Origin of the sequence: Marinospirillum sp., from assembly GCF_044810985.1 — a bacterium.
Lineage (GTDB): Bacteria > Pseudomonadota > Gammaproteobacteria > Pseudomonadales > Halomonadaceae > Marinospirillum.
The window spans coordinates 3,054,795-3,080,214 of the sequence record NZ_CP085242.1 but is presented as its reverse complement, the minus strand read 5'-3'; the positions used below and the strand labels follow the sequence as shown (position 1 = coordinate 3,080,214).

General features: G+C 53.0%; 28 protein-coding genes. 9 read left to right on the top strand and 19 right to left on the bottom strand.

What is annotated here, in order from left to right:
- Positions 1–12 precede the first annotated feature (12 nt).
- Together LG323_RS14555 and LG323_RS14550 are read right to left on the bottom strand one after the other, a co-directional pair.
- Positions 13–498, bottom strand: a complete 486-nt coding sequence (locus LG323_RS14555; protein ID WP_404417718.1) for a hypothetical protein — start codon at positions 496–498, stop codon at positions 13–15.
- Complete coding sequence (locus LG323_RS14550) at positions 495–1,340, bottom strand: TatD family hydrolase (RefSeq protein WP_404417715.1); 846 nt, start codon at positions 1,338–1,340, stop codon at positions 495–497. Before LG323_RS14550 ends, LG323_RS14555 begins: the two co-directional genes overlap by 4 nt.
- 104 nt (positions 1,341–1,444) lie before the next feature.
- On the opposite strand from LG323_RS14550, the gene LG323_RS14545 reads away from it, so the two are divergent.
- The 5 genes from LG323_RS14545 to LG323_RS14525 are packed head-to-tail and all read left to right on the top strand — an operon-like array spanning position 1,445 to position 8,121.
- Positions 1,445–2,389 (top strand): chemotaxis protein CheV, encoded by a 945-nt coding sequence (locus LG323_RS14545; RefSeq protein WP_404417712.1) that lies wholly within the window; start codon positions 1,445–1,447, stop codon positions 2,387–2,389.
- Complete coding sequence (locus LG323_RS14540; protein ID WP_404417709.1) at positions 2,386–4,287, top strand: ATP-binding cassette domain-containing protein; 1,902 nt, start codon at positions 2,386–2,388, stop codon at positions 4,285–4,287. Before LG323_RS14545 ends, LG323_RS14540 begins: the two co-directional genes overlap by 4 nt.
- Positions 4,288–5,346, top strand: a complete 1,059-nt coding sequence (locus LG323_RS14535; RefSeq protein ID WP_404417706.1) for a YbhN family protein — start codon at positions 4,288–4,290, stop codon at positions 5,344–5,346.
- Positions 5,343–7,550, top strand: a complete 2,208-nt coding sequence (locus LG323_RS14530; protein WP_404417703.1) for a glycosyltransferase — start codon at positions 5,343–5,345, stop codon at positions 7,548–7,550. The genes LG323_RS14535 and LG323_RS14530 overlap by 4 nt, the downstream gene beginning before the upstream one ends.
- A 55-nt stretch (positions 7,551–7,605) precedes the next feature.
- Positions 7,606–8,121: a YgjV family protein gene (locus LG323_RS14525; protein ID WP_404417700.1), complete on the top strand. Its 516-nt coding sequence runs from the start codon at positions 7,606–7,608 to the stop codon at positions 8,119–8,121.
- Here LG323_RS14525 and nifM read toward each other — a convergent pair.
- The 7 genes from nifM to LG323_RS14490 are packed head-to-tail and all read right to left on the bottom strand — an operon-like array spanning position 8,118 to position 13,420.
- On the bottom strand, positions 8,118–8,954 hold the full coding sequence (gene nifM / locus LG323_RS14520) for a nitrogen fixation protein NifM (protein ID WP_404417697.1): 837 nt from the start codon (positions 8,952–8,954) through the stop codon (positions 8,118–8,120). The genes LG323_RS14525 and nifM overlap by 4 nt on opposite strands.
- Complete coding sequence (locus tag LG323_RS14515; protein ID WP_404417694.1) at positions 8,944–9,411, bottom strand: nitrogen fixation protein NifZ; 468 nt, start codon at positions 9,409–9,411, stop codon at positions 8,944–8,946. Before LG323_RS14515 ends, nifM begins: the two co-directional genes overlap by 11 nt.
- Positions 9,411–9,758, bottom strand: coding sequence for a nitrogenase-stabilizing/protective protein NifW (gene nifW, locus LG323_RS14510; protein WP_404417691.1), 348 nt, complete (start codon positions 9,756–9,758; stop codon positions 9,411–9,413). Before nifW ends, LG323_RS14515 begins: the two co-directional genes overlap by 1 nt.
- A gap of 17 nt (positions 9,759–9,775) precedes the next feature.
- Positions 9,776–10,921, bottom strand: coding sequence for a homocitrate synthase (gene nifV, locus LG323_RS14505; RefSeq protein WP_404417688.1), 1,146 nt, complete (start codon positions 10,919–10,921; stop codon positions 9,776–9,778).
- A gap of 10 nt (positions 10,922–10,931) precedes the next feature.
- Positions 10,932–12,131, bottom strand: coding sequence for a cysteine desulfurase NifS (nifS, locus tag LG323_RS14500; protein WP_404417685.1), 1,200 nt, complete (start codon positions 12,129–12,131; stop codon positions 10,932–10,934).
- Between the two features lie 3 nt (positions 12,132–12,134).
- The gene (nifU, locus tag LG323_RS14495; protein WP_404417682.1) at positions 12,135–13,082 is read right to left on the bottom strand and encodes a Fe-S cluster assembly protein NifU; all 948 of its coding nucleotides are present in this window, start codon (positions 13,080–13,082) and stop codon (positions 12,135–12,137) included.
- A 14-nt stretch (positions 13,083–13,096) separates the two neighbouring features.
- On the bottom strand, positions 13,097–13,420 hold the full coding sequence (locus tag LG323_RS14490) for an iron-sulfur cluster assembly accessory protein (protein ID WP_310695488.1): 324 nt from the start codon (positions 13,418–13,420) through the stop codon (positions 13,097–13,099).
- Positions 13,421–13,760: 340 nt separating this feature from the next.
- Between LG323_RS14490 and LG323_RS14485 the strand changes: the two genes are divergently transcribed.
- Complete coding sequence (locus LG323_RS14485; protein ID WP_404417679.1) at positions 13,761–15,983, top strand: flagellin; 2,223 nt, start codon at positions 13,761–13,763, stop codon at positions 15,981–15,983.
- Positions 15,984–16,043: 60 nt separating this feature from the next.
- On the opposite strand, the gene fdxB is transcribed toward LG323_RS14485, so the two are convergent.
- From fdxB to nifE, 7 genes are read right to left on the bottom strand one after another with little or no spacing between them, the layout of a single operon-like run.
- Positions 16,044–16,322 carry a ferredoxin III, nif-specific gene (fdxB, locus tag LG323_RS14480; RefSeq protein WP_404417676.1) on the bottom strand — a complete coding sequence of 93 codons (279 nt, stop codon included), beginning with the start codon at positions 16,320–16,322 and terminating at the stop codon, positions 16,044–16,046.
- Entirely contained in the window at positions 16,322–16,537 is a 216-nt protein-coding gene (locus tag LG323_RS14475) for a CCE_0567 family metalloprotein (RefSeq protein ID WP_404417673.1), read from the bottom strand. Before LG323_RS14475 ends, fdxB begins: the two co-directional genes overlap by 1 nt.
- A gap of 29 nt (positions 16,538–16,566) precedes the next feature.
- Complete coding sequence (locus LG323_RS14470; RefSeq protein WP_404417670.1) at positions 16,567–17,028, bottom strand: NifX-associated nitrogen fixation protein; 462 nt, start codon at positions 17,026–17,028, stop codon at positions 16,567–16,569.
- Positions 17,021–17,434, bottom strand: coding sequence for a SoxR reducing system RseC family protein (locus LG323_RS14465; RefSeq protein WP_404417667.1), 414 nt, complete (start codon positions 17,432–17,434; stop codon positions 17,021–17,023). Before LG323_RS14465 ends, LG323_RS14470 begins: the two co-directional genes overlap by 8 nt.
- Positions 17,431–17,928, bottom strand: coding sequence for a NifB/NifX family molybdenum-iron cluster-binding protein (locus LG323_RS14460; RefSeq protein ID WP_404417665.1), 498 nt, complete (start codon positions 17,926–17,928; stop codon positions 17,431–17,433). Before LG323_RS14460 ends, LG323_RS14465 begins: the two co-directional genes overlap by 4 nt.
- On the bottom strand, positions 17,906–19,297 hold the full coding sequence (gene nifN, locus LG323_RS14455; RefSeq protein WP_404417662.1) for a nitrogenase iron-molybdenum cofactor biosynthesis protein NifN: 1,392 nt from the start codon (positions 19,295–19,297) through the stop codon (positions 17,906–17,908). The genes LG323_RS14460 and nifN overlap by 23 nt, the downstream gene beginning before the upstream one ends.
- A gap of 1 nt (position 19,298) precedes the next feature.
- Positions 19,299–20,687 (bottom strand): nitrogenase iron-molybdenum cofactor biosynthesis protein NifE, encoded by a 1,389-nt coding sequence (gene nifE, locus LG323_RS14450; protein WP_404417659.1) that lies wholly within the window; start codon positions 20,685–20,687, stop codon positions 19,299–19,301.
- A gap of 309 nt (positions 20,688–20,996) precedes the next feature.
- Here nifE and LG323_RS14445 point away from each other — a divergent pair, with 309 nt between their 5' ends.
- On the top strand, positions 20,997–22,031 hold the full coding sequence (locus LG323_RS14445; RefSeq protein ID WP_404417656.1) for a virulence RhuM family protein: 1,035 nt from the start codon (positions 20,997–20,999) through the stop codon (positions 22,029–22,031).
- A gap of 107 nt (positions 22,032–22,138) precedes the next feature.
- Here the strand turns inward: LG323_RS14445 and LG323_RS14440 are convergent, their stop codons facing one another.
- Genes LG323_RS14440 through nifB form a run of 3 tightly spaced genes read right to left on the bottom strand, consistent with a single transcriptional unit; the run spans position 22,139 to position 24,422 of the window.
- Entirely contained in the window at positions 22,139–22,702 is a 564-nt protein-coding gene (locus LG323_RS14440; protein WP_404417654.1) for a nitrogen fixation protein NifQ, read from the bottom strand.
- 15 nt (positions 22,703–22,717) lie between these two features.
- Positions 22,718–22,969 carry a 4Fe-4S binding protein gene (locus tag LG323_RS14435; RefSeq protein WP_310695478.1) on the bottom strand — a complete coding sequence of 84 codons (252 nt, stop codon included), beginning with the start codon at positions 22,967–22,969 and terminating at the stop codon, positions 22,718–22,720.
- Between the two features lie 10 nt (positions 22,970–22,979).
- The gene (gene nifB, locus LG323_RS14430) at positions 22,980–24,422 is read right to left on the bottom strand and encodes a nitrogenase cofactor biosynthesis protein NifB (protein ID WP_404417651.1); all 1,443 of its coding nucleotides are present in this window, start codon (positions 24,420–24,422) and stop codon (positions 22,980–22,982) included.
- Positions 24,423–24,692: 270 nt separating this feature from the next.
- On the opposite strand from nifB, the gene LG323_RS14425 reads away from it, so the two are divergent.
- Positions 24,693–24,977 (top strand): type II toxin-antitoxin system RelB/DinJ family antitoxin, encoded by a 285-nt coding sequence (locus LG323_RS14425; RefSeq protein WP_404417648.1) that lies wholly within the window; start codon positions 24,693–24,695, stop codon positions 24,975–24,977.
- A complete protein-coding gene (locus LG323_RS14420; protein WP_404417645.1) occupies positions 24,964–25,233 on the top strand; it encodes a type II toxin-antitoxin system YafQ family toxin in 270 nt (89 codons plus the stop codon). The genes LG323_RS14425 and LG323_RS14420 overlap by 14 nt, the downstream gene beginning before the upstream one ends.
- Positions 25,234–25,420 lie beyond the last annotated feature (187 nt).

Here is a 25,420-nt window from a genome sequence, read left to right as displayed (position 1 = left end):
CTTTACTCCTGTTCAATCAATGTCCGGCTGTTCGCCGGTTAAAATAACATGGGCTTCCAACAAGGCTCTGACCTGATCCTCGGCACGGCCGGGGTCCAGACCCAGAAACTCCAGGGTCTCGCGCCGGGTTTGCTCCCAGGCATCCAGATCATCATAAAGCTCTGCAGCTTCCAGCAACTGAAAACTGACTTCCTTTTCAGCAGCATCAAAGAGTTTCACCAGCCAGGCTTCCTGGGGATGCAGGCTGTCTACATAATAGGCATCATCCTGCTGATCGTATTGCAGTTCACGAATCACCTCATCGGCGGCATAACCCTGCAGGTCCAGATCCAGTTCACTGACCCGCAGCAGGCTGGCTTCATCTTCCTCCCAGCTCTCATCCGGCTGTATCAAAGCCTGTTTGATGCGACCATCGGGTAAAGACCAGGCAATAGTGACCGGAAAGCTTTGTTCATCATCGGCAGCAGCTTCCAGGGCGATAAAAGTCGGTAGGCTCATGATGGATTTCCCGTTATAAAAGAGTCAGGCAGGTTGAACAGACGCTGGGCATTGTGGCTGGTTTCCCAGGCCAGTTGCTGGGGCTCCACTTGCCGCAGCTCGGCAATTTTTGCCACCACCCAGGGCAGCAGACCCGGTTCATTGCGGCCTTTTTTGGGTTTGGGGCGTGCAGTTCTCGGCAGTAACCAGGGGGCATCGGTTTCAATCAACAGACGCTCAGCCGGTACCGAGGGCAGTAAAGGCCAGAGTGAAGTTCCGCGCCTTTCATCACACACCCAACCGGTAAAACCAACGTGTAAATCCAGATCCAGATAGCCAAACAGGGTTGCTTTGTCTCCTGTAAAACAGTGGACAACACCACCCGGAATGGCATCTCGCCAGCTTTTCAGAATAGCCAGCATACGTTCCCCAGCTTCACGCTCATGGATGAACAGAGGCTTGCCCGCTTCTGCAGCCAGTTCCAGCTGGGCTTCAAAAGCCTTTTCCTGTTCCACCGGAGTGGAAAAATTACGGTTGAAATCCAGACCGGTTTCACCAGCAGCCACCACCAGAGGCTCCTGCAAAAGATCCGCAACCTGGCTGGCCACCTGGGTTGACCAATCCGAAGCCTGATGGGGATGCACGCCTGCCGTGGTGCGCAACCAGTGGGAATGCTTTGCAGCCAACCTTAATGACTGCTCACTGACTGTTACATCCGTGCCGGTCAGCAGCAGGCCCGTCAGACCGGCACTCCGGGCACGCTCCAGGACTTCCTCCTGATCCCCGGCAAAAGCCTTGTCGACCAGATTAACACCAATATCGATCAGGGGTGAGAGGGGTTCAGCAAAGGGAGAAGCCAACATGAAATAATTAACCTTGTGAAAAGTAGTCAAACTAGCAATTTTTCTCTAGTATGTCAGAAAATTTTAGTGAAAAAAGCACCCGATAAACACAAGAGGAATTGCCCATGGCTGGGGTTTTAGACAGTGTTGACTCAAGAACGCGCCTGGTAGGTGCCAACCGGCTGGAACTACTGATGTTCAAGCTGCACACCAACCAGCTTTTTGCCATTAATGTGTTCAAAGTTCAGGAAGTACTGCGCCTGCCCAAACTGACCAGCCTCCCCGGCCACCACCCCCATGTTGTCGGTGTTGCGCATCTGCGTGGCCAGGCCGTTTCAGTCATCAACCTGGCCCAGGCCGTGGGCATGCCCCCCCTGGAACCAACCCCGGAAAGCAACCTGATCGTCACCGAATACAACTCCACGGTACAGGCTTTTCTGGTCGGGAGTGTCGAACGCATCGTCAACCTCAACTGGGAAGACATCATGCCGCCGCCCCGCACCAGTGGGCGCCAGCATTACCTGACCGCCATCACCCGTATGGAAGACCGGATCATTGAAATCATTGATGTCGAAAAAGTCCTGGCTGAAATTAATCCCTACAGCATTGCTCTGGATCCTTCCCAGTTGGAAGAAGAAATTGTTAATGCCGCCCAGGGCATGGAAATTCTGATGGTGGATGACTCCCCCACGGCTATTACCCAGGTACGCCAGACTCTGGAACCTCTGGGTATCATTCTGCACACGGCCACCAATGGCAAAAAAGGCCTGCAACAACTGCAAGCCTGGGCCGATGCCGGTGAAGATGTACCCAACAAGCTGCTGATGCTGATCACCGATGCCGAAATGCCTGAGATGGACGGCTACAGCCTGACCACGGCTGTGCGTGAAGACAAGCGCCTGACCGACACCTTTGTCGTACTGCATACCTCCATGTCCGGTAACTTTAACAAGGCCATGGTACAAAAAGTCGGCTGTGACGACTTTCTTTCCAAATTCCAACCCAAACTACTGGCCGAGCTGGTAGAACGTCGGGTTCGAGAAAAAGCAGGATTACCCGCTCCCCAATGACCCTATTACGTTTTGAAAATCTGCACCTAGCCTACAGCCACACTCCCCTGCTCAACGACGCCACGCTCATCCTCGAAGAAGGTGAGCGGGTTGCTTTGCTGGGCCGCAATGGTGCCGGCAAATCCTCCCTGCTGAAACTGGTGGCCGGTGAAATCCAGCCAGACGGTGGCAGCCTGTGGCGCAAGCCCAGCCTTAAAATCGGCACTCTGCCTCAGGTCTTACCCGCTGCTGATGACCGAGATGTTTTTGAAGTCGTCGCCGAAGGTCTGGCTGAAGCCGGACGCCTGCTGGAAGAATTCCATCACATCACCCACCTGCCTCCGGATCAGGTGGATCTCAAGCGCATGGATGAGTTGCAACATGAGCTGGATGCCTGCAACGGCTGGGCACTCAGCCAACGCGTGGAACAGCTTCTGAAGCGCCTGCACCTGGAAGGAGAAACAAAAATGTCTTCTCTTTCCGGTGGCTGGCGACGCAGGGTAGCTCTGGCTCAGGCTCTGGTCAGTGAGCCGGATCTGTTGCTACTGGACGAACCCACCAACCATCTGGATATTGAAACCATCCAATGGCTGGAAGAACAAATCAAAAGTTTCCCCGGTGCCGTACTGCTGATTACCCACGATCGAACCTTCATGCAGAATATCGCCACCCGCATGCTGGAGCTGGATATGGGTGAAATCACCAGCTGGGAAGGTCGTTATCTGGATTTTCTGGATTTCAAGGCCCACCAGCTGGAAGTGGAAGCTCGCCATCAGGCCGCTTTTGACAAGAAACTTGCCCAGGAAGAAGTCTGGATTCGCCAGGGCATCAAGGCCCGCCGTACCCGCAATGAAGGCCGCGTTCGCGCCTTGAAGGAACTGCGCAAGCAGAGATCCGAGCGTCTGAAGCGCCAGGGCAAGGCGGATATCCAACTGGAAACCGCCGACCAGTCCGGCAAGCTGGTGGTGGAGCTGAAAAATGCCAGCTTCAGCTATGACGGAGTTCCCATTGTCAGCAACCTGACCACCCGCATTCAACGCGGTGACAAAATCGGCCTGCTGGGCCGGAACGGTGCCGGTAAAACCACCCTGTTGAAAATGTTGCTGGGTGATCTGGAACCCCAGGAAGGTGAAGTCAAACGCGGCACCAAGCTGGAAGTCGCCTACTTTGATCAACTGCGCGGCCAGCTCGACCCTTCCAAAAACCTGCTCGACAATCTGGCCGAAGGCCGTACCAGTGTCACCATCAACGGTCGTGACAAGCACGTCATGGGTTACCTGCAGGATTTCCTGTTCACCCCGGAGCGTGCCCGCCAGCCGGTCAGTGCCTTATCCGGTGGTGAACAAAACCGCTTGCTGCTGGCCAAGCTGTTTGCCAAGCCCGCCAATCTGCTGGTGATGGACGAACCCACCAATGACCTGGATCTGGAAACCCTGGAGCTGCTGGAAGAGCTGCTGCTCAACTACGAGGGCACCCTATTGCTGGTCAGCCACGATCGAACCTTTCTGGATAGTGTGGTCACCGGCATTCTGGCTTTTGAAGACCAGGGTCTGGTGCGCGAATATGTCGGTGGTTATCAGGACTGGATTCGCCAGGGTGGGCGTTTTCCAACCCCCGAGAAATCTCCGGCACGCTTGAAGACGGCCGGTAAGGTGGCCGCCACCCACGAAGCCCCAGGACTGGAAGAAAAAAAACCGGCCCGCAAACTCAGCTACAAGCTGCAGCGCGAACTGGAATTGCTTCCCGGTGAAATTGAAGCCCTGGAAAGTCAGATTGCTGAACTGGAAACCACCATCAGTAACCCGGACTTCTACCAGCAGGAGTCTGATAAGGTGGCAACGACTGTTCAGCAGATGGAAAAACTTCAACAGGATCTGGAACAGAAGATGCAGCGCTGGATGGAGCTGGAAGCCGACTAGATGAGCGACCAGCCCCAACCAAACCAGACGACCCAGCTTTCCACCGGGCGCCTGCTGTTGTTCTCGCTGATCTTCATCGGCCTGACTGCAGCAGGTCTTTATCTGGTCTATGCCTCCTTTGCCGATCGCACCCTGAGCTTTGATTGGCGTCTGCTGGAGCCTCTGGCCCTGATTTCTGCTCTGGGGCTGCTGCTGGTTTATTTTGTCTCCGATGGTCTGCGGCTGTACTTCACTCTCAAGGCTCTGGGCTACAGCATCAGCCTCCAGGCCCTGTCTAAACTGGTGTTCATCAACCTGTTTTTTTCCAACGTCACTCCCCTGGCCACCGGGGGTGGTTTTGCGCAAATCTGGTATTTACAAAAACAGGGCGTTCCCCTGGGGCGAGCCACGGCAGCCACCACGCTGAGAACCCTGCTGGCCGTTTTTTTCATCTTTGGCCTGGCCCCTTTCTTCCTGCTCTTCTTACCGGCCCTGCAGGGTGAAAACCTGATCAGTGATCTGGGGCAGACCCTGGCTTTTTTCATCTTTCTCTATCTGGGCTTTTTCACTCTGTTGCTCCTGCGCAGCCACTGGCTTATCCCGCCCCTGGATGGTTTGTTGTGGCTATTGCAGAACTTCACCCTGATTACTCCCCAGCGCAAACGGATATGGCAATTCAAGCTGCGCAGGGAAATGCTGCGGTTTGCTTTCAGTTTCCAAACCTATCTGAAAGGCTCTCCCCTGTGGATTGGCCTGTCGATTTTTTTCACAGCCCTGTTTCTGCTCAGCCTTTTCAGCTTCCCCGCGCTCTTGCTCTATTTTCTGGATTATGAGGTAGACTACCTGACCAGTCTGGGACTTCTGGTGGTCACTACCTTTATTATGTATTTCGCCCCCACACCCGGCGCTTCGGGGATTTCCGAAGGTGTTTTCGGCAGCTTTTTCAGTGGCCTGGTTTCCGGTGGTCATCTGCTTTTGGTCATTCTGGCCTGGCGCTTTCTGACCATTTATCTGGGCATGTTGATTGGCTTGGGGGTTTTACAAAAAGATCTTATTCAGCGCTGGAAACCTGCACCATGAAATATCGCCGACCTCTGAAAATCCTGTTTTACAGCAACCTGCTGCTGGTGATCGGCCTTCTGGGTTATAAAGCCTATCTCAACTACTTTTTACCGGATTTTAAAGCCGAACATCAGGTTCAGCTGGATCGCATTGAAAGCCGTTTACAGGGCCGGGAAGATTTTACTTTTGCCGTGGTGGGCAACATCAATAACTCCATTGGCATCTTTGAAAAACAGTTGATACCGCGCATCAATGCCAGTGGTGCCGACTTTCTGATTTCTGCAGGCAATGCCGTCAGTGGTGGTGGAGAGGACAAGTATCAAGCCCTTTATGGCAGTTTGCAGGCATTGGAAATTCCCTACCTACTGACTTTTGGTGAACAGGAACAGGAAGACTTTGGCAGCTATCGTTTTTATGAACACTTTGGCCCCCACTATTTCAGCTTCCGCCTGGCCGACAAACGCTTCACCTTTCTGGACACCACCGGCAAGACTCCCTGGCGCTGGCAACTGCGCTGGTTGCAGGATCTGCTTCGCCAGGACGAAACCACAGAACACTTTCTGTTTACCGGCCACCCAGTGCGGGTTGAAGATGAAGGTTTTCTGGCAGACAGTATTGATGCTCTGCAGCCTGAGGCATTTCGTCAGCAATTGCTGAAAAGTATTAAAAACCAGGATATCAATTGGGTTTTTTCCACCCAGAAACGGGGTTATGCCCAGCATCAACTGGGCAACAGCCAGTTTATTGCTACCGGGGGAGCCGGAGGCCTGTTGCTGAAAGATGACTTCTATCATTTCCTGTTAGTGGAAGTGAAGGCTGGGCAGGTGACCACCCGTGTGGAAAAGCTGGATACGGGCCAACACCCATTTTTTAAGACTCTGGAAAGTCTCTGGTTTTTTGTCTACTCACTCTTTTACGTCAGCTACCTGAACTTTATACTGCTGGTCAGTGTTTTTATTCTTGTGACCATAAAACTCTATAACCTGGTATTCCGTGATCGGAATTATTATCCCAATTATGACCTGGACCCCACCCCCTGGCTGAAAAAGCCTCTGCGGGTGGCCATGTTCACCAACAATTATCTGCCCTTCATCGGGGGCGTACCCCTGTCCATCCAGCGCCTGAAAAAAGGCCTACAGGAAGCCGGAAACAGCGTTCTGGTGGTCGCTCCGCGTTATCGTGATCAGCCGGAGCAGGAACCCCATGTGCTGCGAATTCCCTCTCTGTTCAAGATGGGGTCCAAAAGTGAATTCCGCCTGGCCAATATTTTCCTGCCGCGAATTTTCAAACGGCTCAAAGCTTTTGTCCCCGACATCATTCACCTGCACCATCCTTTCTGGCTGGGTTCTCTGGGCCTTTTCATTGCCCGCCGTCTCAAGGTTCCCGCGGTTTATACCTACCACACCCGGCTGGAACACTATGCACATTTCGTGCCTCTGCCTGGCCTGCTGTTTCGTAACCTGATTTCACATGCCCTGATTCGCCGCTTTGCCAACAAGTGCGATGCCATCATTGTGCCCACCTACTCCACGGAAGAGTACCTGCGCATGATCGGGGTCAAAAAACCCACTTATGTGCAACCCACCGGCATAGATTACGCCGGCTTCCAGCAAAGGAACGAAGAAGAAATTGCCCAAATCAGAGAACAGCTGGGTCTGGGTGAAGAACGCCTACTGATCAGCGTTTCCCGCCTGTCCAACGAAAAAAACATCGACTTCATGATAGATGCTGTGGCCCAGCTCAAACAGCAATGTCAGGTGCCTTTTCGCTTGTTGATGCTCGGCGATGGTCACCAGCGCCAGCGTTTGCAAAAACGCCTGGATGAACTGCAACTGCATGACTGCTTCACCCTGGTCGGCGCTGTTCCTCCGGAACAAATGAGCAGTTGGTACCAACTGGCCGATCTCTTTGTTTTTGCCTCCAAGTCGGAAACCCAGGGCATGGTCATTCTGGAAGCCATGGCTGCCGGTTTGCCCGTGGTGGCCGTACGCTCCAGCGGCATCGATGATGTCGTCCAGGAGGATTACAATGGCTACAAAACCCCGGAACGTCTGGATCTTTGGCAGGAAAAAGTTCAGGAAATAATCGAGAATGAAGGCAAAAGAGCCGAGCTGGCAGAAAACGCCCTGAAAACAGCCAGCCAGAACTCCATCCCTGTTTTTGCTGAAAACATCAAACTCATTTACAGCGAAATACTGGCTGCAAAAAAGGCTCGCAAGTGAAAGCTTTGACTACTGAAACCTGGCAGGGTCAAACCTATTTGTTTACCCTTTCCAGATGACTCTTACCTGGATTGCCGGTCAATTGGCCGGATTGGTTGCCCTTGCTTTCTGCATGGCTGGCTTTGCCAGCAAGCAGGATGACCGCCTGCTGGTTCTACTGATTTCTGCCAATGTGGCCTTTGCCCTGCAGTTTGTCTTTTTCCAGAGTTGGACGGCAGCAGCCCTGACACTACTGGTGATTGTCAGAATTCTGCTGGCCAGGCGTCATCAGGGCAACCGACTGCTGATGAGCTTGTTGCTGCTGGCCAATTTTATGGCTGCGGCTCTGACCTGGCAAAGCTGGATCGATCTCCTGCCTCTTATGGCCGCCACCCTGGGCACAGTGGGTATGTTTATGCTACGCGGGATACCCCTGCGCATTCTTCTGGGTATGGCTGCTTTCTGCTGGCTGCTGAATAATCTGCTGATTGGCTCTTTCGGTGGCAGCCTGGCTGAGGGGCTGATCCTGGTGACCAATGCCTATACCATCTGGCGATTGGCGAAATTGCAAAGAGAACAGCAGGTTACTTAAAGCTGCTGGATCCATTGCTTCTGCACCTTACTGCGCCTTGTATCAGCAATAAACTCGACAATTTTCTCTCTGGCCTGAAGAAAACTGGAAAACTCAGCAGGGTAGACCTTTTCGCAGAAAATCAGATGATAGCCCAGGGGTGAGCGCAGAGGTTGGCTGATATGGCCTGCGGGCATGCGAAACAGCGCACGATCCAGTTCATCATAGAGAAGGCCCGGCGGCACCTTGCCCAGTTGTCCGCCTTCCACGGCCGTCGGGCATTGTGAATACTGCAGCGCCAGCTTACCGAAATTGCTGCCATCTTCTTCAAGTTGAGCAAGAATTTCATCCATCTGCCGCAAGGCCTGCAATTCCCCGGCAGAGCCCAGAGCCTCTTCAACTGTAATCAGCAGGTGGCGGGTCTGACGCTTTTCCGGCAAGGAAAATTTATCCGGGTTGCGATGATAAAACTCCAGGGCCTCTTCATCACTGACCTCACCCGCCTTGCTGGCTACCTTGTCCAGGATCGCCTCAATCAAAAGCTCACGCTTCAGGCAAGCCTTATAGGCTTTGCGGGTCATTTGCAGGTTATCCAGCGCACGGTCAAAATCAGCGGGGTGTTCATAACGTTCCTTGACTCGCAACCAGGCATCTTCCAGGGTTGCCGCAGGCAGATAAACCTGTTGGCTTTCCGGGGCTGCCAGTACCTTTTCTTCCAGTTGATACTGGCGTTTGGCCTGAGCGGTTGCCTTTTCCAATTCAGCAATGGAAAGCTCTGCCAGCTTCTTGTTGAAACGGGCCTGAGCAATCTTCAGCAACTGATAACGGTGAATGGCCTGAGTATCAAGAGACATGATCCACCACCTGCCCCTCTTCTTCAGGGCTTAACAAAGCGCTTTCAGGAACGGCCAGCACATGGCCGGGAAAGAGAACATGGTAGTAAACCCCGGCAGGATCATCCCGATACACCTTGAGGATTTCTCCTTCACCACCGGGTTCCACCACCACCTCACCGCGCAGTGACAAACCCAGACGGGAAATCACCTTATCGCGGTTTTCAAAACGGCTGGGCACCCAGGGGGCACTGGCGGCCAGCAGCTCTTCTTCACGACAGCCCACCTGCAGGTCTTCCTCAATGAAGTGCACGGTATAAATAATCTGATCCTGCAGAAAGGTGCCGATATTGCGTACATGGCCCACCTGCCCGCGGCGGATCAAAAGATCGCCCTTGTCCTTGCCGGGAAAGCTGCCATCATTGCGCAGATTTCGGGTAACGCGCACTTCATCGCCATAGTCAAAAATCGGTTGCATCAGGCACCTCCAATGGATCCCAGAGAGACAAAACCACTGCCCGGCTGGCCTCTTTTGAAAATTTTCAATACCTTTTCCTGCTGGGCCGAAGAGCCCACAAAGCTTTGATAAGCTTGAGTCAGCAGGTGCTGATAAAAGGCAAAGCGGGCTTCCGAAGTGGTCGGCAAGCCAGTCTGTTGTTGAGCCAGATAGTTGTGAAAACGTTGCAGAATATGCAGACGGTTGACCTGAACGATGCTGGGATCATAATCCACGCCAAAGAAGCTCAGAAAGTCTTCAGCGCTTTCCAGCTCCTCCAGAGCTTCTTCCTGCTCCTCATCCAGATAAAGTAATTCGTTGCTGGTCATGGCAGTCTCCAGAGATTTCAGCAAGCCTTGGCCTGAAGGCCGGGAGCTTGCAGTTGTTGATAAAAGGTCAGTAGCTGACCATCGGCCAGAGGTTGCTTGTGAGCACTCATCCACTGACGAATGGAAGGCAAAAGATCACTGGCCTGCTGGGGGGTGATAGCAACGCCCAGACGTGCAAAGGAAGCCTGTACGGCCTTGCTGCCGGAGTGTTTACCCAGCACCAGTTGATGACTGCGCCCCAGTAGAGCCGGGTCCACGCCTTGATAGGTCAGGGGGTCCTTGAGCAAGCCATCAACATGAATACCGGCTTCGTGAGTGAACACCCCCTCACCCACCAGACTTTTCTGCCAACTGACCGGACGCCCGGACGCTTCGGCAACCAGTTGTGATAATTCCGGGAAAGCATGCAGGCTGATGCCGGTTTCCAGGCCATAAAGCTGACGCAACCCCAGTACCACTTCTTCCAGAGCGGCATTTCCGGCGCGTTCACCCAAACCATTCACCGTAGTATTGATGTGAGTGGCTCCGGCACGCGCAGCAGCCAGACTGTTGGCCGTAGCCAAACCCAGGTCATCATGGGCGTGCATTTCCAGCTCCAGGTCCATATTCGCAGCCAGCCGTGACAGGCACTCATACACCCCAAAAGGCTCCATGATGCCCAGGGTATCGGCAAACCTCAGACGACTGGCGCCCGCCCGTTGGGCGGTTTCGGCCAGTTGCAGCAGAAAATCAGGATCAGCACGTGAAGCATCCTCGCAACCCAGAATCACCCGAAAACCCTGATCCAGCGCCAGCGGAACCAGATTTGTGATCTGCTCCAGAACCCAGTCACGGCTTTTACCCAGCTTACGCTCGATGTGCAGATCCGAAGAGGCGATGGAGAGATCCAGCAGTTGAATGGGCAGACCCTTGCTGGCCTGGATGTCCGCCGGATGCATTCGGCACCAAGCCACCAGATCAGCCTTCAGTCCCAGGCTGGCTAGGCTGCGGATATCCTCTCTTTCCACTTCACCCATGGGCGGAATCCCGACTTCCAGTTCGGGCACGCCCAGCGCATCCAGTTGCTGGGCAATGGCGCATTTCTCTTCCAGGGAAAAGGCCACACCGGCGGTCTGCTCACCATCTCTCAGGGTGGTGTCATCTATGACGATGGATCTCTGCATGGCCATCACCTCAGGCATAGGCCGGATCAAAGGCTTCTGCAACCGGAGCACCTTCCTTCCAGTAGGGCGACAGCTTGCGCAGTTGTTCTATGATGCCGGGAACAACCTCAATCACCCGGTCAATTTCTGCTTCCGTGGTGTAGCGCGACAGAGAAAAGCGCACCGTGCCATGGGCCGCTGTATAGGGCAGTCCCATGGCCCGCATCACATGGGAAGGCTCCAGGGAACCGGAGGTGCAGGCCGAACCACTGGATGCTGCTATGCCGAACTTATTGAGCAGCAGCAGAATGGATTCACCTTCAATATACTCAAAGGCAATATCACTGGTATTGGGCAAGCGGTTTTCCACATCACCCGTGGCAAAGGCATAGTTGACGCGAGACAGGATTCCCTGCTCCAGCTTGTCTCGCAAATATTTAACCTGGGTGTTTTCATACTCAAGCGCAGCTTCAGCCATTTCCGCAGCCTTGCCCAGAGCAACAATGGAAGCCGAGTTCTCGGTTCCGGCACGACGGCCGCGTTCCTGGTGCCCCCCGCGCAGCAAGGGGCGAAAGCGGGTTCCACGACGCAGGTAAAGCACCCCGATGCCCTTGGGGGCGTGTAATTTATGGCCGGAAAGACTCAAGAGATCGATTTTGGTGTTTTTCAGGTTCATGGGGATTTTACCTACCGCCTGAACCGCATCGGTATGAAACATGACCCCGGCTTCCCAGGCCATTTCCGCCATCTGCTCAACCGGGAAAATCGTACCGGTTTCATTGTTGGCCCACATCACACTGACGATAGCCACTTGATCACTGAGCAGGCTTAGATACTCCTCCAGATCCAGCCGCCCCTTGCCGTCCACCTTCAGGTAATGAACCGTGTAGCCATCTTTTTCCAGGTATTCACACAGCGCCAGCACCGCTGGATGTTCAACCACGGTGGTGATGATTTCACGGCGATCAGGCTGGGCTTTCAAAGCCGAAAGAATGGCCGTGGAATCGCTTTCCGTCCCGCAGGAAGTAAAGACGATTTCACTGTCATGTTCGGCACCCAGCAGGGACTGAACCTGCTGGCGGGCTGTTTTCAGGGCCAGGCCCACCCGGTTGCCATAGCTGTGCAGGGAAGAGGGGTTGCCAAACTGCTCGGTCAAATAAGGCAGCAGGGCTTCGACAACAGCAGGGTCAACCTGGGTGGTGGCGTTGTTGTCCAAATAAATAGTATCCATGGTTCAGGCTCCCATACTGGCCGGTGCTTTACTGACAGGCACCAGTTGTACAAATTCTTTCAGCTCTTCCATCATCTGCTGCTGAATGCCGGTCAGAGTCATGCTGGCCATCTGGCAACCACTGCAGGCTCCGGTCAGCTTGACGTAAACCTTGCGGCCATCGACATCCAAAAGCTCAATATCACCGCGGTCACGCTGCAGGGCTGGACGCGCCCGCTCGATCACTTCTTCGATCTTGCGAATACGCTGCAGGTTGGTGAGTTTGGGGCCACTGGCTGCAGGTGCAGCTTCAGCGGGCAGTTCCGGCATTTCTATCTGGGTCAGAGCCGCTTCGGCATCCGCCGCCACCTGGGTAGCACCTCCGGCACTGAAAACCTCACCCCGCTCAGCCAGCACCTTGCCGAGAATTTCTTCAATCCCTTCATGGCAGGCGGAGCAACCGCCACCTGCCTTGGTGTAGTTGGTGACTTCTTCCACGCTGCTGAGGTTATTGGCACGAATGGTGTCTTCAATCATGACTTCATCAATGGCAAAGCACTTGCACACCAGCGCACCCTCTTCATGATCGTCATGCCATTCTTCGCCGCGATAATTGGCAATGGCAGCCTGCAGGGCTTCACGGCCCATCACCGAACAATGCATTTTTTCCGGGGGCAGACCATCCAGATAATCAGCGATCTCCTGATTACTGACCTGCAGGGCTTCATCCAGCGTTTTGCCCTTGATGATTTCTGTCAGGGCGGACGAAGAGGCTATGGCTGAACCACAACCAAACGTCTGGAAACGAGCCTCCAGTATGGTGTCCGTCTTTTCATCCACTTTCAGCATCAGGCGCAAGGCATCGCCGCAGGACAGAGAACCGACATCACCAATGCCATTGGCTTCCTCCAGCTCACCGGCATTGCGTGGGTTGAAGAAATGCTCCTGAACCTTCTCGGAATAATTCCACATGATCGCTACCCTCCTCAGGCTGCAAAAGACTTGCCGCAGTTGCAGGCAGCCTTGGCATTGGGGTTTTCAAACTTGAAGCCGCTTTCTTCCAGGCTCTCGACAAAATCCACCGTACAGCCTTCCAGCAGCGGGGCACTTTCGGCATCCACCAGCAGGGTGACATCACCCAAGTTCAGTTGTTGATCACCAGGTGCAGCCTGAGTCTCCAATTGCATGGCGTATTTGTGGCCGGAACAGCCGCCATCGGAAACGGAAATGCGCAAACCGGCAACAGCCACCCCGGCCTGCTGGATAAAACGGCCGATGGCTTGTTGCGCGCTCGGAGTCAAAGTGACCATGAAGAACCTCCAGAAAACAGTTGAAAGGCAACAGAAACTGTTGCTCTGCCCTGAAGATCGCAAGGGGTGTGCCAAACAAACGCAATCTATAAGCCACTGATTAAGATCAACTTTAATTGTCTTAAAAGCCTGAATGCTTGTTCAGAAAAGTACGCCCGGAGAGTTTTGTCAGGTTTGATACAAGGAGGCTCTTGGCAAAGCCGCACATTATTTGCGGTTTAGTTGCTCTTCATCAAAAAAAGATTTATTAACCACCTTTAACCACATTTGAATAAGGGTTAACATCTTCCTACTTGCTGATTACAAAATTAATAATTATTGCGCAGATGAGGGATCAAAAATGTCGCTGGACTCAAACCCTGAGCTAACATCAACCATTATTCAATCTGTAACCGGTAACAGAGATCACCAGAATTCAATCCGCAGCCCGTTCAAGCAGAAAGAGGAAACCAGCATTCTGCAACGACTGGCTTCCGGGTTGCGTGATTCTTCCCGACCTTCTCCGGTTGATTTTCATGGCAAAGATGGCTTCCAGCAAAACATTCGCAGCCTGGGTGCAGCCAGACGCAACATGGGCGATGGCCTGTCGATGCTGCACAAGGCGGACAGTGGCCTGGATCAGATTCAAAAGAATCTGGAACGCCTGGGCCAACTGGCTGAAACTGCCTCCGACCCGCGTTACTCCCAGAAGGACAGAGAGAGCCTGCAAAAAGAAGCCAATTCCTTATTGCAGGATATCCAGCGCATCACAGAAACCACTGACTACAAGGGGCAGCAACTGCTGAGTCAGGATGCCGCCAGCACCAGTTTTCAGGTTGGCCCTCACTCCCAGGAAATCAGCCGTCTCTCTCTAGGCTTTGAACAAGGTATACTGGGGCGCCTGGAGTCCAGTACCACCTCTTCCAGCAGCTCCTCTTCCACAAATACTTCCTCATCTTCTTCCGACACCAGCTCGACCAACGAAAGCAGTACGGACACCAGCTCCGGTACGACTGAAACCAATACCAGCACGACTGATGCTGATGATGACAGCTCCACGGATACCACCACTTCCCCGAATGAGGACACGGATACTTCGGCTGGAGATACATCCACCGGAGACACTTCAACTGGCGATACCGGCAACGGTACGACCAGCGGCGATACCCAAACGGTGACCAGCGTCTCGGAAATCACCACCAATGAAGAGATTGCCGCCACCTTTGGTTGGGAAGTCAATGACAATGGTGAACTGGTGGTGGGTGCTGAAACCGCTGAGGCCATGAGCAGTTTCTGGAACCAGATGATTGAAAAACAAGGGAAAAATATCACGCCAACGGATGAGCTGGCCAGCCGTCTGGATCTGGAAGGGGCCACTGTTGGCGAAACCAACCATCAGTATATTTCCGAAACTTTTGACATCAATGGCAAGCAAGTTGAATACAGCTTCAAGGTTTCCTTTGATGTAACCACCAATGAGGACGGTGAACGGGTTCTTGCTTCCGTTGACTCCACGTATTCCCATAAAGATGAATGGCGCAATGGCAGCCCTGTTAATGTAACCCTGGGTGACGAACAACTGGCTGTTACTTTCAACCGTAATGGTAAGGATCAAAAAAATCAGGGCTACAATTACCTGGAAGAACCCACCCCCAAGGGCAACTTCCAGAATTTTGGTATTTACACTCCGGATTACACCTCACTGAATGTGGAAAATGTCGAGCAGACCGCTTCGCCGAATCCTGACACAACCACTGAGCCTACGGATGGTGGTACAAGTGGTGGTGATACTGAATCTTCCCAGGATGAAACCTCAGACACTGGAAGCTCTACCGACACAACTGACTCCGGTGAAACCACCACAGATAATGGCAGCAATACCGGCAGCGGCACTGACACCACCAACGGGGATACCACCACTTCCGGTACTGAAGACAACCTGCTTAAAAACATCCTGACCAGTGATCTGACTGCCAGCCAGCCGGTTCAGCTATCCAGTTCAGAGGCAGCTCAAAATCTTGTCCAGAAAACCCGGGAAGCCACTGACTTTATCCAGGGTATGCGTAATGACCTGGAAGCCGGAATCAGCAAGCTGGGTTCCATCATGGCGGGCAATGGCACCTATTCGCAGGCTCTGGAACAAGGCTCCCAACGGATTGAGAACTCCGTTTCAGCCCAGGAGGTCGCAGCCAAAGCTCAGGAACAATTGCTGAACCAGACTTCAACGGCTGCCATGGGTATGGCCAACACCACGGACAAGGCTGTACTGGCCCTCCTGAAAGATCCCGAGGCCAGCACCAAAGAGATTCCCTACTCCTTTGCTGCCAAGGAAGAGAAAGAGGAGAAGCCCGAGCAAGAACCCAAGGCCAGTGAGAAGACCAGTGAGTTCGTTACTGCCTTTGCTTCCAAAGAAGACAAGGAAGACAGTCCGTTTGTGGCTAACGAGTCAGAAGAAGAGGATGCAGAAGATGAACAACCTCTTTATCAATATCCTCCTGAAGAGGAAGAAGCGGCCAATAACTTCTTCAGCAACTTTACGGCCAGCAATATGACGGCTTACGAACCTAGCGTTCAGCAGGCCTAGGAAGCCAAAAAAAGAGCCGGGATTTCCCGGCTCAAGAGGCTACTTACACCCACTCAAATCTTAAGCGGCCAGCGGCTCATGGGTATGGCAGTTTTTCGGACATACCCGCGCGCAGGAGGCACAGCCGATGCAGTCACTGGCATCGGCTATCACCATCACGCTCATTACATCATCTTCATCATCATCGTCGTCGGGTTCACGCTCTTCCAGATCAAAGACATTTCTGGGACAGACTTTAAAGCAGCGACCACAACCGATGCAGGTTTCTTCATTCAAAGCGGTAATGAAGGTCGGTGTCCACTCCTCACCACCACGGGTCAATCCGGTCAAATGACTCATCAGGCTGTCTCCTCCTGGGCTTTTTCCAGTTCCCGGCGGGCTTCATCCCAGGCTTTACAGGCCGCATAGGTGGTTTCAGCGATGCCCGGCAACTGTTCATAGGCACCCGGCAGAGCATCCTCAACCAGGTCATGTAATTCCATGGCCGCTTCACTGGCCCTGCGCTTGGCTTTACGCACTTCCTTATCGAGCTTTTTCAACTCTTCAGGGGTCATGGGGTTCTCCTCATCACTATCTTTATAAATCAGGCTTCTGCAGCATCCGGGTAGGTTTCCACCAGCTTCAGGGCGGCAGTGATCAACTTGTCTGCTTCTTCGCACATTTTATCCAGGCTGGGAAAGCCAAAGCGGTGCACATCTCTCAAGGAGCGATCCAGCACGATCAGCTTGCCGACACTGATAATCACCCGACCAAAGCCTTCATGGCTGATATTGAACATGGGTGTGGCCATTTTTCCGCAACCGGCTTCAATACGCATCGCCAGAGCGCTGTAGTAAGCCTTGAGTCGGGCAATCAGTTCTTCATCCGGGTCGCCGATGATCGGCATATCCCGACGCTGCTCTTTGGTGACCACATAGGGCTGCATGATTTCGAACTGGTTCAGGTCTTCATTAACGCCATAGCTGTCAAAGGCACGGGTCTGCCGCAGCATTTCGGCAATAAAGGGGTTATCCGGCAAGGCTGGTTTTTCAGTGGTTTCAGTCATGGGTTTGCTCCGTATTCAAGGGAATCAATTGCACCTGGGGTGGATGACGACGTGCCCTCCAACTGCTGATAAGAACACCCAGCGAGAGACCGGCAATGCCTCCCAGGGCCGTTGCCAGGTCACCCAGCGGTGAAGCCAGGAGGGCAAATACCACCAGCAAAAGGCAGGGTAGGATGTAGGCCAGAAGGGTCAGACGCAGCAATTCTTCTTCGGCAACGTCCACATGCAGTTGCTGGCCTTCCTGATAAACTTTTTGTTGCTGCGAACTCAAATTCAAAAGCAGACTGCGTTTGCTACCACCACAAACCTTGTTGACTCCACAGGATTTGCAGGAATCCTGACAGGTGGCTTGCATCACCAGTTGGCCTTGCTGATCACGAACAATTTCACCTTCAGTGCGTATCATGACGACCACTCCTCTTGTACCCAGCCTTCACTGGCCATTTCGGCAAAGCGTTCTTCTGCTGCCGGTTTCTGCAATTGCCGCAATGAGCGCTGTAACCAGGTCGGCGGCTTACTGTTCCAGAGGCTCAACAGCTCTTTTAACTGGGTTTCAATATCCACCTGTTCCTCAACCTTGAGAGGCTGGATATTGACCGCCAGTAACTGGCGAATGGCCGAAGCACCAACAGCGGTGCAGTAAACCGCAGCACAGGCTTCCAGCAGTTTTATTTTTGATTCCAGCTTATCTTCCTGACCGTCACGGGCCGTTTCCTGACCAGAAAACTCGACCACTTCGGCCAACTGGAAACTTTTGCGGCTGATGTCATAAATCACAAAAGCCTGAGCAGCTCCAAAATGTTGATTGACCGTTTTTCGGTCACTGCTGGCAAAGGCCACTTTCAATTGAGGGTGGGGTTCAGCCAGGTTTTTTTGACTAACCAGTTTTAAGTGCCGCATAAGCTGCCTCACTTGTCTGATCCGTTTGTGCATAAATGGAAATCCGGGCAGGAATTTCATGCTCGGGACTCTGTTCCAGAAGCTGATTGGCCAGAACCAGGAGGGTATTGCGGCTGCCTGGATAACCAATCCAGAGTTGATGCTGAGCACCCAGGCGGTCATAAATCGGCCAACCAGCCCTCACCAGGGGAAGATCCAAACGCAGGGCTGTTTGCGCCGCATGAGAATTACTGATGATCACCTGAGCCTGTTTTTCTTCAGCCAGAACTTCTAAATCTTCCAGGTCACCAATCACGACCTGCTCAGCACTCACTTCCGCCAGAATGTCCGCTTTGTGAGGACTCACTGCGGCCACCAGTTCGCCACCTATCTCAGCAATCAACTTGCTGAATGCAAACAACAAGTCAGGATCTGCAGCGATGGCAAAACGCGAAAAACCCAGCATGAAATGACTGTCCAACTGGGCATCCTGAAGCTGACTGCGTTGACGCTCCACTCGCGCAGGTACAGCTCGACCCGTCATCTTCTGCAGGGCCAGGATCAACTGATCCATGGCTTGCAAGCCCATCAGACTGTCCAAACGCACATCAGGAACGCCGGTTCGAGCCTTTAAAATATCCGCAGCCTTGTGCAGTGAGCGACCAATCACCAGGGTATGAGCGGCCTGCCCCAGACCTGCAAAAGCTTGCACGGGAGTTCCGCCGGTGGTGACCGGAATGAAATCCTCATCCATCAGATGACCATCCAGGGAATCGCTCAGATCCGGCAGGATGACGGGCTGCAGGCCAAAGCTTTCCAGCAGTTCACGCAGGTATTCCAGATCCGCCCCGGTCAGCATGGACGGGGCCAGAACATTGATTTGTTGCGGCTTCAGACCCACCTGGTTGGTGTCTTCGGGCACCAGATGCGTCAGTAACGCCTCCACAGCTAGGGCATAGCCGGTTTCCAGACCGCCGCTGTAATCAGGGGCAACGACCGGGATAATGGGTGTGCTGATATCGGGGTGTTGATGATAGAAACGCTTGACCAGACCCTGGACATCACTGCCCTGAGTCTCGGAAAGGCCGGTGGTGGGCAGACCAATCAAATCCGGCTGGCGTTTTTCTATGACGGTTTCCAGCCCCTTGAAGACATTGTCATCGGCTCCCATCACGGTGGTGGTCTGATCCATGGCGGTGGTTTGCAGAGGGATGGGCTCACGGAAATGACGCACAAAAAACACCTTGGCAAAGGCACTGCAACCCTGGGAGCCATGCAGCATGGGCAGGGACTTGTTGATCCCCAGAAAAGCCAAAATGGCCCCCACCGGCTGACTGACTTTCAGGGGATTTACCGCCATGGGCTTGTTGCTCTTGATCACCTCAGCCATGCTACGCACCTCCTGCTGTTTGCCAGGGAGGCGGTTGACGCAGCTCCTCCCAGATGGGGGATTCCAGAGTCAGGCAAAGCTGCCTGGCCAGCTCCAACATGCCGTCATAACCGGCATAGCCAAATTCTCTTTCCTGATTGATATCCAGAAACGGAATGCGTGCCTTCAGGGCTGTATACATGTTGCGGCCCCCGGCAATCAGTAGGTCGGCCTGATATTCTTCGATGGTATCCAGCAAGGCACGGGGACTGCCCTCATTCAGCATTTTCGCGTCCTCACCCATGATTTCACGGATACGCGCCTTGTCTTCCTCGGTGGATTTTTTGGTTCCGGTCGCCACCACAGTCATGCCCAGATCCTGCAAAGCAGATACAATCGACCAGGATTTCACGCCACCGGTATACAGCAGCACCCGTTTTCCTCTCAGCCGCTTACGCCAGGGTTCCAGTAATTCATTGATTCGGGCTTCCTCGCGGGCAATCAAGTCTTCAGTACGCAGGGTCAGGCTGGAATCCTTCAGCAGAAGAGCAAAACTGCGCAAGGCATCAGAAGTGTCCTGAACCCCGTAAAAACTGCCTTCAAACCAGGGAATGCCATACTTGTCCTGCATCTTGCGCGCCACATTCAGCATCGCCTTGGCACAGACCACCATATTGGCCTGAGCACGATGCATGGTTTGTATCTGGTGGAAACGCGCATCCCCGGACAGGGTGCCCAAAATTCTCAGCCCCAGTTCATCCAGCAAGGGCAACACCTGCCAGAATTCTCCGGCAATGTTGTATTCCCCGATCAGATTGATGTCGTGTACCTGAATACCGGGGCGCTGTGCTGAAGCGGCTACCGGTTGTGGCTCAGCCGTACCGATCACATATTTGAACATGGCTTCCCCGGCCAGGCGGTTGCCCAGGTTTTTGGTGCCATAAAAACCGGCAGAATCCACGGGCACCACCGGCAGACCAAAATGCTTTTCAGCAGCGCGACACACAGCTTCAAAATCATCCCCGATCAGCGCAGGAACACAGGTGTTGTAGACAAAGACAGCGGCAGGTGAATAGGTTTGAATGGCTTGATCAATACTGTGAAAGAGACGCTTTTCCCCCCGCCCCATAATCACATCCTGCTCACTCAGGTCGGTCGTCATGCCGATGCGATAAAGATGCGGGCCAGAAGAGCGGGTTCCCCGGTTATCCCAGGAACTGCCCGCGCAGGCAATCGAGCCATGCACGATATGAGCCACGTCAGCAATTGGCAAAAGGGCAATCTGGGCACCATCAAAAGCACAACCACCATCCGAAGCGCCCGGCTTGGCAGGGGCGCAACCACTCTTGGCTTTGCTGTTATGAGTGCAGGCCGGCTCATCCATCAACACAGCCAGTTCTTTCGCTTGCATGGGCTTCCCCTTGTTTCATGACTTGTCAGGTATTACCGCAAGGCCTGTGCCATGAATAAGGAAGCAAAAAAATTAGCTTAATATACTGTTTTAAAAGGTTTTCAAAATACAGAGGCAGCTATTGAAGAGGTTTAAAGGTTGTTGCTGAAACACAAAAAGGGAGGATTGTTCGACATCTGACAAAAGCCTGAGGTCAGGCTTTATTGGCAGCAGCCAAAGTTTGCGGGTTACTGAAGGTACTGATATTCTATACAGTACAAAATATAAGATTATCAAGAAAGTCATACAGACTTTGGATTTGGGAAGCTCATGACGGACAATAATTTACCGGATGCCCCCTCTGGCGAGTTTGTGTTATTCACCTCCGATGATGGCTGTGCTCGAGTTGAATGCCGGTTTGAATCAGATACCTTGTGGCTCTCGCAAGCCGGAATGGCCGATCTCTACGGCAAAGACGTTCGCACAATCAATGAACATCTTGGCAACATCTATGAAGAGGGTGAGCTTGTTCAAAACGCAACCATCCGGAAATTCCGGATGGTTCGTCAAGAAGGCAATCGCCAGGTAACACGCGCTATAGATCACTACAATCTGGAGGCCGTGCTGGCCGTTGGCTACCGGGTTCGTTCAACCCGTGGTACCCAGTTCCGCCAGTGGGCCACCCGGACGCTCCAGGAGTATCTGGTCAAGGGCTTTGTGATGGATGACGAACGCCTGAAAAACCCACCGGTGGGGCAGTCGGTGGTGCCGGATTATTTTGATGAGTTGCTGGAGCGTATCCGCGATATTCGTGCCAGTGAGCGGCGCATGTATTTGCGGGTGCGGGAAATCTTTGCCCTGGCTGCCGATTATGAGCCTTCATTCAAGGAAACCACGCAATTCTTTCAGGTGATACAGAACAAGTTGCATTATGCTTGTTCCGGCCAGACTGCTGCCGAACTGATTTACACCCGCGCCGATGCCAGTCAGCCCAATATGGGGCTGAATACCTTCAAAGGTGCTGAGGTACGCAAAACCGATGTCACCACCGCCAAGAATTATTTAACCGAACAGGAAATCAATGAGCTGAACCGCATTGTCAGCATGTGGCTGGATTTTGCCGAAGATCAAGCATCGCGGCGCAAGCAGGTGTTTTTAAAAGACTGGCAAGAAAAGCTGGATCAGTTTTTACAGTTTAATGATCGTGATGTCTTGGCTGGTGCAGGCCAGATCAGCAAGCAGCAGGCCGATGAAAAAGCCACTGCGGAGTATACTCGCATCGCTGAACAGCGGCGGTCTTTAAAAGAACAAGCCGGTGAAGACTACCTGAACGAGCTGCTGCAATGGCAGCCGCCGAAGAAGTAAGAACTCTGGATCAGGCACTGGCCGCCCGTGGCGGCAAATTTGATCAAGTAATGCCACGAATCAAAGGACATAAAAAAACCAATCTCCTTCATCGAGCGGCAATAACGTCACTCCGGGCCAAAACATTCTTCATAGTCACTGCAGGCTTCACAACTGGGTGAGCGGCAGAGGGTCACTCCGGTTTCCAGGCAAAGCTGGCGGTAGAGAAATTTTTTCCATTTCATGTCCAGATGGTTTTTTCTGACCAGTTCGGGAAAGTTCTGGCGTATCAAGACCTGAAGATCATCACGGCTCCAGAGCCCCAGGTCATACCAGAGGTGCTCTGCACCGGCGCAGCCTGCCGCAATGATATTAGCTATCCAGACTTCGCTTTCTTCCTTGGCTGCTCGGTAGCTGAGTAAAAGCCGGGCGATGGCCTCTTGTTCATCCAGTTGGGCAACCGGTGCCGGGTCTGCAGCACTGACCGGAAAACGGGCCGTCGGAAAATAATGATTGAGCAGGTTCTGGAAAGATATTTCATCCAGCCCCAAGCGGCCACTGAGTACAGAATGACCGGCCGCCTGGGCCGCCAGCATCCGCGCCAGATAAATGGCATTCAGTTCACCCAGTGAACGGCTGACCCATTGGCTGTAAACAGCCTGAATTCTGGGGGGTTGCACCAGAGCATTCATCTTCACCTCCAAAAATTACGCCGCCACCAACGGAATAATCCCGGTCAGCGAACCCGGTGGGTTCAAAGGGTCGCCCAATTCATCCACGATCGCCCCTTCAATCGGGCAGATGCTGGCACACTGAGGGTCGGCATAAGCTTCCACACATTCGGTGCAAAGACTCGAATCAATCACAAACTGGCTTTGCGCCGCACTGATGGCTGCATTGGGGCAAACACTCTCGCAGGCTGTGCAATTGACGCAGGAAGACACGATTTCATAAGCCATGATCACACTCCTAGGCTGACTGGAGGTCGGCTGCATTCAGGTTCAGCTGACCTTTTGTTTGCATTTGCTGATAAACCGCCAAAACGGCTTCTTCAATGGGTTCCAGGGCATGCTCGCCATTGGGCTGAATACCGGCGGCCTCCAGAGCACTCCAGGGTTCAAAGCCCACCTTGGAACACAAAAGCACTTCACAGCCTTCCAGTTGCTCGACAATATTGATCATCAGGCTTTCGGCATCTTCACCACAGCTGGCTCCACCCTCACAATAGGGGCGTTCAATCTGCCGATGTCCAACAAAACGCACCCCCAGCGGGCCAGCTTCATAAACCAGAAACTCGGTGGCATGACCAAAATGCTGATTGATCAGGCCCTGGCCTTTGGTGGCCACAGCCATCTGTACGGGGCGGCTGGATTCAGGTACTTGCAGCGATACGGCAGGCTTGTCTGCAGCATCCAGTTTTTCCAGAATTTCCTTATGCACCTCTGCACGCTTGTGCATGGCAGCCGGGTAGTCAATTTCCATCGCTGCAATTTTATCCAGAGTGAATTCCTGCCCCCGGTCTTCACCCAGCAGGCCCACGGCATCGGCGCGACACTGGCGGCAATGGCGCATCATGTTCATGTCCCCGGCACAGGCTTCCTGAAGTTCCTGCAACTCGGCTGCCGTAGGTTCACGTTGCCCGGTCAGACCAAAATAAGTGCCGTGTTGCGGCTCGGCAATAATGGGCATGACATTGTGCAGAAAAGCGCCCTTTTCCTTGACCACGCGGGAAACTTCCTTGAGATGCTGGTCATTGATTCCAGGGATCAACACAGAATTGACCTTAACCAGAACACCCCGCTCAACCAGCATTTCCAGGCCTTTCTGCTGCTGTTCAATCAGAATACGCGCAGCTTCCACACCCCGGATGCGTTGATGATTCCAGAAAATCCAGGGATAGATGCGTGCCCCTATTTTGGGGTCCAGGCAGTTGATGGTGATGGTGACGTGATCAATATTGTGCTTGCAGAGTTCTTCCACCGAATCCGGCAGGTTCAGGCCATTGGTGGATACACAGAGTTTGATGTCCGGGGTTTCTTCAGTCAGGCGACGGAAGGTATCAAAAGTTCGCTCGGGGTTGGCCAGAGGATCGCCCGGTCCGGCAATACCCAGCACCGACATCTGCGGGATCTCCGCCGCCACGGCCTTGACCTTTTGCACTGCCTGAGCTGGCGACAGAACCTCGGAAACCACACCAGGGCGGGATTCATTACTGCAGTCATACTTGCGGTTGCAGTAGTTGCACTGGATATTGCAGGCGGGAGCCACAGCAACATGCATCCGGGCAAAATAATGGTGAGCCTTCTCGGAAAAACAGGGGTGATTGGCGACCTTGGCCCGGATTGCCTCGGGTAACTCCTTGACCGCATCATCACTGGTGAAAGCAGCGGGCTCAAGAACAGGCAGTTTCATAGTCGGTTCCTCATCATCGTTATACGTGGCCACTGGCAAGCGGCTTTACCCATAAACGAACGCAAGGAACGTACCCATTTGAGATAAAAGTTTTTATTATTATTTTTCAGCAGCTTATAGAAACCCAACCCCTTGGCTTGTGATACAAACCCGACTTACTTGTTGGGTTTGGAACAAAAATACTTCCTCAACCCAAATCAAATCACCTGATGAGAAAACCAATTTTGTGCTACGATGTCACACATAGCAACACAAAATGGAGTCACCAACATGAAAAGCGAAATGCTTAGCACCCGCATTGATCATGACACAAAAACCGCATTCACCAGCATTTGCGATGAAGTAGGCCTGAGCCCGTCTCAAGCCCTGAAACTCTTTGCACGTGCCGTCATAAATTACGGTGGAATACCCTTTGAGATCAAAGCCCCACAACCCAATGAAACAACAGCTGCTGCAATCCAGGAGCTTGTGGAAGGTAAAGGCCATAAGAGTAAGTCCGTGAATACTCTGTTGAGTGAGCTGACTGAAGGAAAAGTTAACGATGCTTGCCCTTGAGTACTCAACGCAATTCAAAAAAGACTTTAAAAAAATCACAAAACTGGCCATCCCTGACATCCTTGAAGTGGGAAATATCATCTCCCAACTTCAGCGTGGCGAATCACTCCAGGAAAAAAATGTTGATCATCCGCTCACTGGAAACTGGCAAGGATTCAGGGACTGCCACATCAAGCCGGATCTGGTTTTGATTTACAGAGTGACTGGAGACGTACTGCAACTTGCAAGCATTGGATCACATAGCGAAATTTTCTAGTGCCACATAGGGCAGATTATTGGCTGGCAGAAAGGTCATAGGGAGCCTCTGCGTAACTCACATCGCTTTTAATAGCAGACACGCGCCTTTCGCTGCTTTCAATATCTGCCCACTGTGTCTTCCAACCTACCGGATTTTCTCAGCTTTCACCAGAACTCAGGCCAGACCTTTGGGGCAAGTACAGAAA

Coding starts and splice junctions, on each gene's coding strand:
- LG323_RS14525 (WP_404417700.1), top strand. CDS start 7,606: ATGACTCTTACCTGGATTGCCGGTCAATTGGCCGGATTGGTTGCCCTT.
- LG323_RS14435 (WP_310695478.1), bottom strand. CDS start 22,969: ATGGCTTATGAAATCGTGTCTTCCTGCGTCAATTGCACAGCCTGCGAG.
- LG323_RS14485 (WP_404417679.1), top strand. CDS start 13,761: ATGTCGCTGGACTCAAACCCTGAGCTAACATCAACCATTATTCAATCT.
- nifV (WP_404417688.1), bottom strand. CDS start 10,921: ATGCAGAGATCCATCGTCATAGATGACACCACCCTGAGAGATGGTGAG.
- nifM (WP_404417697.1), bottom strand. CDS start 8,954: ATGTCTCTTGATACTCAGGCCATTCACCGTTATCAGTTGCTGAAGATT.
- LG323_RS14475 (WP_404417673.1), bottom strand. CDS start 16,537: ATGACCCCTGAAGAGTTGAAAAAGCTCGATAAGGAAGTGCGTAAAGCC.
- nifE (WP_404417659.1), bottom strand. CDS start 20,687: ATGCAAGCGAAAGAACTGGCTGTGTTGATGGATGAGCCGGCCTGCACT.
- nifU (WP_404417682.1), bottom strand. CDS start 13,082: ATGTGGAATTATTCCGAGAAGGTTCAGGAGCATTTCTTCAACCCACGC.
- LG323_RS14550 (WP_404417715.1), bottom strand. CDS start 1,340: ATGTTGGCTTCTCCCTTTGCTGAACCCCTCTCACCCCTGATCGATATT.
- LG323_RS14460 (WP_404417665.1), bottom strand. CDS start 17,928: ATGCGGCACTTAAAACTGGTTAGTCAAAAAAACCTGGCTGAACCCCAC.
- LG323_RS14440 (WP_404417654.1), bottom strand. CDS start 22,702: ATGAATGCTCTGGTGCAACCCCCCAGAATTCAGGCTGTTTACAGCCAA.
- LG323_RS14535 (WP_404417706.1), top strand. CDS start 4,288: ATGAGCGACCAGCCCCAACCAAACCAGACGACCCAGCTTTCCACCGGG.
- LG323_RS14465 (WP_404417667.1), bottom strand. CDS start 17,434: ATGATACGCACTGAAGGTGAAATTGTTCGTGATCAGCAAGGCCAACTG.
- nifW (WP_404417691.1), bottom strand. CDS start 9,758: ATGACCAGCAACGAATTACTTTATCTGGATGAGGAGCAGGAAGAAGCT.
- LG323_RS14545 (WP_404417712.1), top strand. CDS start 1,445: ATGGCTGGGGTTTTAGACAGTGTTGACTCAAGAACGCGCCTGGTAGGT.
- LG323_RS14470 (WP_404417670.1), bottom strand. CDS start 17,028: ATGACTGAAACCACTGAAAAACCAGCCTTGCCGGATAACCCCTTTATT.
- LG323_RS14490 (WP_310695488.1), bottom strand. CDS start 13,420: ATGGTCACTTTGACTCCGAGCGCGCAACAAGCCATCGGCCGTTTTATC.
- LG323_RS14530 (WP_404417703.1), top strand. CDS start 5,343: ATGAAATATCGCCGACCTCTGAAAATCCTGTTTTACAGCAACCTGCTG.
- nifB (WP_404417651.1), bottom strand. CDS start 24,422: ATGAAACTGCCTGTTCTTGAGCCCGCTGCTTTCACCAGTGATGATGCG.
- fdxB (WP_404417676.1), bottom strand. CDS start 16,322: ATGAGTCATTTGACCGGATTGACCCGTGGTGGTGAGGAGTGGACACCG.
- LG323_RS14540 (WP_404417709.1), top strand. CDS start 2,386: ATGACCCTATTACGTTTTGAAAATCTGCACCTAGCCTACAGCCACACT.
- LG323_RS14425 (WP_404417648.1), top strand. CDS start 24,693: ATGAAAAGCGAAATGCTTAGCACCCGCATTGATCATGACACAAAAACC.
- nifS (WP_404417685.1), bottom strand. CDS start 12,131: ATGGATACTATTTATTTGGACAACAACGCCACCACCCAGGTTGACCCT.
- LG323_RS14555 (WP_404417718.1), bottom strand. CDS start 498: ATGAGCCTACCGACTTTTATCGCCCTGGAAGCTGCTGCCGATGATGAA.
- LG323_RS14445 (WP_404417656.1), top strand. CDS start 20,997: ATGACGGACAATAATTTACCGGATGCCCCCTCTGGCGAGTTTGTGTTA.
- LG323_RS14515 (WP_404417694.1), bottom strand. CDS start 9,411: ATGCAACCGATTTTTGACTATGGCGATGAAGTGCGCGTTACCCGAAAT.
- nifN (WP_404417662.1), bottom strand. CDS start 19,297: ATGGCTGAGGTGATCAAGAGCAACAAGCCCATGGCGGTAAATCCCCTG.
- LG323_RS14420 (WP_404417645.1), top strand. CDS start 24,964: ATGCTTGCCCTTGAGTACTCAACGCAATTCAAAAAAGACTTTAAAAAA.